Below are 6090 nucleotides of genomic sequence, written 5' to 3'. Positions count from 1 at the left end.
AGCTATTGATTTTTCCACAATCTTCCTCAGCCAATACATGAACTGGAAGTAATAGTATTGCTATTAGCATTGCTCTCATTTTGTGTAGCCCTAACAGTTCAAATCAATGGAAGCTTTCCACCTATCACCAATAACTGGAAAGTTGCTGTATATCTACATCGTGAATGACCCGCATCCATCTCTGTTTCCCGATGATCATCTTGCGCAATCATGGTGTTGGAAGGACTGTGGCGTCACCGCCTGATGTGTCCGCACAAGTTGATGAATGGCAGTTGGCCATATATCAACAGAATCAGGGCAACATGGGGTCGGTCACAAATGCTTCACGTCCCAATTCGGGGGCCACTTGCAACAGCCTGCCCGGCCCCGAACGCAGCGCTCATCTTCTCCCGCTCCCGACCACCAGCAGCACCCCGCCAAGGGCGATCAGCCCCACCCCGGCCCAGGTGGGCACGCTGACCGTCTCCCTGTCCTTCACCGTCAGCTCGATGGGGCCCAGCGTGGCCTCGTGGGTCACCTTGGTGTAGGTGAAGCTGCCATAGGCCAGCGCCACGGCGCCGGCGATGATCAGCAGGGTTCCCGCAAGCCTGATTCCGCCCATTTCGTCCACTCCCGTCAGTGAGATATCCGGGACCCCGGTGCGACCGGGGTCCCCGCCGGCGGCAGGCCGGGCCGGGACCGCCTGCAGCGCCTGTCCATGCCGGCCCCGGAAAGGCGTCACTGGCGGCAATCGGGACGTCCACCAGCCACTTCACTCAGTAATACCGCGGCGGCGAGGCCACCAACGGCGCCGACCGGCCGGACCGGGCCAGGTCCCGCTCGCCGTCGCGGATGCCCTCGTTCTGGAACCGGCGCTGCAGGGGCGAGGGCGGGGTGACGGGGTTGTTGGGGTTGTGCCGGGGGGTGAGTCCGAGCCGTTTCCCGGCGTCGTAGATGTCGCGCATCAGGCGCATCTGCCAGGCGGGGAACTGGCCGGTGCCGACCCAGCAGCGGGAGAGGAAGTAGTGCTCCACGGCGGCCATGATCTCGTCGTCGGGGTTGACCAGGTGGGGCGGCCAGGCCGACAGGGCCGGGCAGCGGTTGAAGCCCGGGTTCCTGACGCAGTAGAGGTCGTTCTTGAGCTGGCAGTAGCGGCTGGAGCCGGAGAGTGCGCCACGGTAGGCGTTCCAGCCGGCAATCAGGGTTCTCACTGTCGCTTCCTTGGGCATGTCCACCTCCGCCTTCCAGGCTGTGTAAACAGTCGAGCCGCCGCGGCGTCTGTCCCGCGTCCGGCCGGTCCGCTCGCGGCTTGACAGCGGGCCGGGGATGCATGGGCGCAGTCCCGGGGCCGGGTGCGCGCCGGGCGCATCCGCCGGATGCATTCAATCAGGGAGGCCGGATGGCCGGTGCGGCCTGGGCGAACATCCCTGTGGCGCCGGTCAGATGAACATAGCCCCATTCCCGGGCGAGTTCAAAACCCGGCCGGGGATCTCCGGGGCTCCCCGCCGGCCGGGCGTGCGGGCCTCAGAGGCGCTCCCACACCAGCACGCCCGTCATCGTGCCGCCGCCGTACGCCATGGGCGCCGTACTGAGGGTGAGCCGGTCGCCCGCGAAGGCGTAGAACCGCTCCTGCGACGTGCCTGCCCAGTTCGGGAACAGCGCGCCTTCCACGTGGTGGGTCACCACCCGCCGCGTCGCGTCGACGGTGTAGGTGCCGAAGTAGGCTTCGAAGCTGTCGAGCGCCGCGCCCTTCTCCTCGAGCGACGCGCGGGTCTTGTCGGGTCCGGAGAGAAGCGGGCGGTCCGGGCGCGAGAGGACGACCGCCATGTTCCCCTTCGCGTCGTAGACGATGCGGCCGATCGGTTCCCGGCCCATCGGGTGGAGGACCTCGCCGTCCGAGCGCCGGGCCTCGAACGAGACGAGCTTCCAGGTGCCGGTGAAGTCTGTCGTATCCATGGCGTGCTCCGGGGGTTGTGGGGAGAGGCCCGGCTCAGGAGAACGTGAACCGTCCCTCCCTGACGAGGCGGACGCAGGCGTCCACGGCCTCCGGCATGAAACCGGTGCCACGCTTCGCGCTGATCTCCTCCAGCGCCTTGTCCAGTCCCATGGCCGGACGGTAGGGGCGGTGCGCCGTAATCGCCTCCACCACGTCCGCCACCGCCATGATCTTCGCCTCCAGCAGGATCTCGTCGCCCTTCAGGCCCTGGGGGTAGCCGGATCCGTCCAGCCGCTCGTGGTGCTGGTGAATCATCTGCGCGATGGGCCAGGGGAAGCGGGCGTCCTTGATGATGTCGTAGCCCACGTCCGGATGGGTCTTGATGATCTCGAACTCGTGGGGGGAGAGTCGTCCGGGCCGGTTGAGGATCTCGGAGGGGACATAGATCTTGCCGATGTCGTGAATCATCGCCCCGAGGCGGATGCCGTTGACCTGGATCTCCGGCAGTTGCATCTCGGCGGCGATGGCGGCCGCCAGCTGGGCTACCCGGTTCTGGTGGCCGGCGGTGTAGGGGTCCCGCTTCTCGACCGTCATGGCGATGGCCTGGATGGTCTGGACCAGGGACTCCTGCAGGCGGGTTTCGGCCTCGATCTTTTCCGCCTGGGTACGGTTCGAGGTGATGCCGTAGGCCAGATCATCCGCGAGCTCCTCCAGCATCAGCACCTCTTCGGGCAGGAACATGCCCGCTTCGGTTCCGTAGATGATCAGTACTCCGAAGGTCCGCGCCTTGCTGGAAAGAGGCAGTGCGATCAGCGAGACGTAGCCGTGGCTCGCGGCATGCTCGCGCCACCGCGCCATGGCGGGGTCGGTCTGGATGTCCTGCACCACCTGGGTTTCCCGCTCGCGGATGGCCCGGCCGGCGGGTCCGCGCCCGTCCTCGTTGTCGGCCCAGGACAGGTGCAGCTCGTCGAGATAATCGTCGTAAACGCCGTACTGGGCTATCGGCCGGATGGATTTCCCTTCGTCCTCCATGGCATAGCCCACCCAGGCTATGAGATAGCCGCCTTCCTTCACGGCGACCCGGCACATCTCGTTCAGCAGCAGGGTCTCGTCGCTGAAATGGACCAGCGCCCGGTTGCCGGCGCTCAGGGTGTGCAGGGCCCGGTTGAGCCGTTTCAGCTGCCGTTCCGACTCGATGCGCTCCGTCACGTCGCGGGCCACGCCGAACAGCAGTCCCTCCTCGGGCAGGGGCATGGAGTTCCAGCTCAGCCAGCGGTAGCCGCCGTCACGGTGGCGATAACGGTTCTCGAAGGAAAAGATCTCCCTGCCATCCGCCAGGTCCACGCGGACCCGCTCGGTGGCCTCCCGATCCTCGGGATGGACGAAGTCCAGCCACGGCCTGGCCAGCAGTTCGCCCTCGCTCCATCCCAGGATGCGCGACCAGGCGGGATTGAGCTGCCTGAAGTGGCCGTCGGTGCCGGCGATGCAGAGCAGGTCGATGGACAGCTCGAAGAAGCGGTTGCGCTCCGCCTCCGCCCGCCGCTGGGCCGTGATGTCGGTGACATACCCTTCCAGGAGGGCGGACCCGTCGCCCGGGCGGATGCATCTGCCCTGTTCCCACACCCAGCGCAGGGCGCCGTCCCGGTGCCGGATCCGGTACTCGAACTGGAACGGACTGCCCGCCTCGCGCGCCGACTGCACCTCCCGCCATATCCGCTCCCGGTCGTCCGGGTGGATCAGCCCGCCATAGGCCACATCGCGGTTGCCCAGCAGGGACTCGGGTGGGTAGCCGGTGAGGGCCTGGCAGCGCTCGCTCACGAACTCCATGGTCCAGTCGGTATCGTTGCGACAGCGGTAGACCATGCCGGGCAGGTTGCCGAGCAGGGTGGTGAGGGAGTGCTGCAGCGTTTCCAGCTCCTGGTATTTCTGCAGCAGCTTGTCGGACAGGCGCCGGTCGTGGCGCAACTGCAGCTCGGTGACCAGCCCGGAAATTTGTGCCGGAGGGGATTGCGGGACGGAACGCCACTCGTCCATGACCGAGTCGATGATGGCCATGAAGTCATCGGGCTCGATGGGCAGGCGGATGAAGCGGGAGGCTCCCAGCTCCCGGGCCAGGCGCTCATCCGCCGGCTCCACGAAGGTGGCGCTGTAGAACACGAAGGCGGTCCGGCTGAGCTCGGGATCGGTCTTGATGTGCCGGCACAGCTCGTAGCCGTCCATGCGCGGCATGAGGACGTCCGAGATCACCAGGTCCGGGTGCTCCCGCCGGGCCATCCCGAGCGCCGCCTCGCCGTCCTCCGCCTGGAGCACTTCGTGGCCACGGCTCTCCAGCAGGTCGTGGAGCAGCATCCGGGCGTCGGCCTGGTCGTCGGCGATCAGCACCTTCATGGGGCCACTCCCGCAATGTCCCGGATCTGACGGACGACGCGCAGGGGGTCGATGGGCTTCTCGATGTAGCCGTTGCAGCCGGCGGCCAGCAGGCGCTCGCGATCACCGCTCATGGCGTAGGAGGTGACGGCGATGATTGGCATCGCGCCGTCCGGTTGCGAATCCCGGATGCGCCTCAGGACTTCGTAGCCGTCGATGTCCGGCAGCTGGATATCCAGCAGCACCAGGTACGGGTTCTCCTCGAGGGCCATCCGCACCCCCTCCTCCCCGGTCCCGGCCCTTTGGGTGGTGAAGCCGGCATGGGTCAGGAGATCGGAAATGAGGACGTAGTTGTTGTCATCGTCCTCGATGATGAGCACCCGTTTCATGTCTTCAGCTCCCTGGGCAGATGCAGGCGGAAGGTGCTGCCCTCGCCCGGCCGGCTCTCCACGGACACCCGGCCGCCGAGGACATCAGTCGCCAGCTTGCGGGTCAGGTAGAGTCCCAGCCCGGTGCCATGGGTGCGGCGGGTGATCTCCGAGTCGACGCGGGAGAACTGCTGGAACAGCCGGGGCTGGTCCCCCGGATCGATGCCGACCCCGGAGTCGGTCACCGCGATTTCGATTTCGCCGCCCTCGGCCGGCGCCTGCGCCCGGATCGTGATGCCGCCGTGTTGAGTATATTTCATCGCGTTGCCCAGGTAATTCAGCAGGCATTGCATCAGCCGGCGCCGATCGGAGGCGATGACGACGTCCCCGGGCGCATCGATGGTCAGTTCGAGTCCCTTTCTCTCCGCCTCGGGACGAATCTGTTCCGCGGCCTCCACGACCAGGTCGCCCAGGTCGAAACGCTCCACGTAGGGCTGGGCCTTGCCCGCCTCGATCTTGGCGATGTCGATCACGTCGCTGATGAGCCCCAGGAGATGCCGGCCCGAGCCGGACACCCGCTCCAGGTAGTCCCGCTGCCTGGCGTTGATGGGGCCGGGGATCTCCTGCAGCATCATGCCGGTGAAGCCGATGATCGAGTTCAGCGGCGTGCGCAGCTCGTGGGACATGGAGGCGATGAACAGGGACTTGAGGCGATCCAGCTCCAGGAGGTGCTCATTCGCCCGGGCCAGTTCCGCGGTGCGCTCCTCGACCTGCCGCTCCAGGTTCTCGTGGGCGTCACGCAGCGCTGCAATCGACCGGTTCGAGTTCTCCACCAGCAGCAGCAGGGCGCCGAACAGCAGGGTCGCCAGTGGGAAAGTGAGCATCATCGGCAGGCTGATGGCCTTGAGCACCTGCCAGCGGATCGGCTCCGGCAGGGCCAGCATCCAGGCGAGCACGCCGAGATGGACGATGATGCCGATCAGGAACAGGCTCGCCGGCCCCAGCTCCAGTCGACCCCGGGATCTCAGGATATGGCCGAGAACCCCGATGGCCGCCGAGGTGATGATGACGCCCGTGCCGACGCTCATGCCCGCGCCGCCCAGGAGTATCCGGTAGGCAACGGACATGACCGTGGTGATGGCGGCGACCGTCGGGCCGCCGAACAGTCCCGCCATGCTCAGCACGACGGAGCGGCCGTCGAACACCACGCCCGGCAGCAGCTGAACCGACTGGGTCATGCCCAGCACCGCCGCCGTTCCGAACAGCAGGCCGCTTACCAGCCGCCGCGTGGGCGTGTCGACGGGCAGGCGCGACAGGACCAGGCTGTGCAGCATCGCCAGCGAGATGAGGAGGGTGGCATTGTGCAGCAATCCGGTGAAAACGCCCATGGACTGTTACTGGCTCCTTCAACCGCCCCGGCGGGACAGCGCCTTCGTCCGA

The 6090-nt window shown here is 66.6% G+C and carries 6 protein-coding genes; all 6 read right to left on the bottom strand.

Annotation, left to right across the window (positions count from 1 at the left end):
* Nucleotides 1-379 precede the first annotated feature (379 nt).
* Nucleotides 380-601, bottom strand: a complete 222-nt coding sequence (locus DFQ59_RS17605) for a hypothetical protein (protein ID WP_114281041.1) — start codon at nt 599-601, stop codon at nt 380-382.
* 154 nt (nt 602-755) lie between these two features.
* Nucleotides 756-1208: a hypothetical protein gene (locus tag DFQ59_RS17600; protein ID WP_114281040.1), complete on the bottom strand. Its 453-nt coding sequence runs from the start codon at nt 1206-1208 to the stop codon at nt 756-758.
* Nucleotides 1209-1503: 295 nt separating this feature from the next.
* Nucleotides 1504-1935, bottom strand: coding sequence for a lipocalin-like domain-containing protein (locus DFQ59_RS17595; protein ID WP_114281039.1), 432 nt, complete (start codon nt 1933-1935; stop codon nt 1504-1506).
* 34 nt (nt 1936-1969) lie between these two features.
* The gene (locus DFQ59_RS17590) at nt 1970-4303 is read right to left on the bottom strand and encodes a PAS domain-containing protein (RefSeq protein ID WP_114281038.1); all 2334 of its coding nucleotides are present in this window, start codon (nt 4301-4303) and stop codon (nt 1970-1972) included.
* On the bottom strand, nt 4300-4671 hold the full coding sequence (locus DFQ59_RS17585) for a response regulator (RefSeq protein WP_114281037.1): 372 nt from the start codon (nt 4669-4671) through the stop codon (nt 4300-4302). Before DFQ59_RS17585 ends, DFQ59_RS17590 begins: the two co-directional genes overlap by 4 nt.
* Complete coding sequence (locus tag DFQ59_RS17580; RefSeq protein WP_114281036.1) at nt 4668-6038, bottom strand: ATP-binding protein; 1371 nt, start codon at nt 6036-6038, stop codon at nt 4668-4670. The genes DFQ59_RS17585 and DFQ59_RS17580 overlap by 4 nt, the downstream gene beginning before the upstream one ends.
* Nucleotides 6039-6090: the final 52 nt, after the last annotated feature.

This window comes from Thioalbus denitrificans (assembly GCF_003337735.1).
Taxonomy (GTDB): domain Bacteria; phylum Pseudomonadota; class Gammaproteobacteria; order DSM-26407; family DSM-26407; genus Thioalbus; species Thioalbus denitrificans.
Note: the sequence above shows the minus strand (reverse complement) of the source record. Positions and strands in the feature narration are given on the sequence as shown.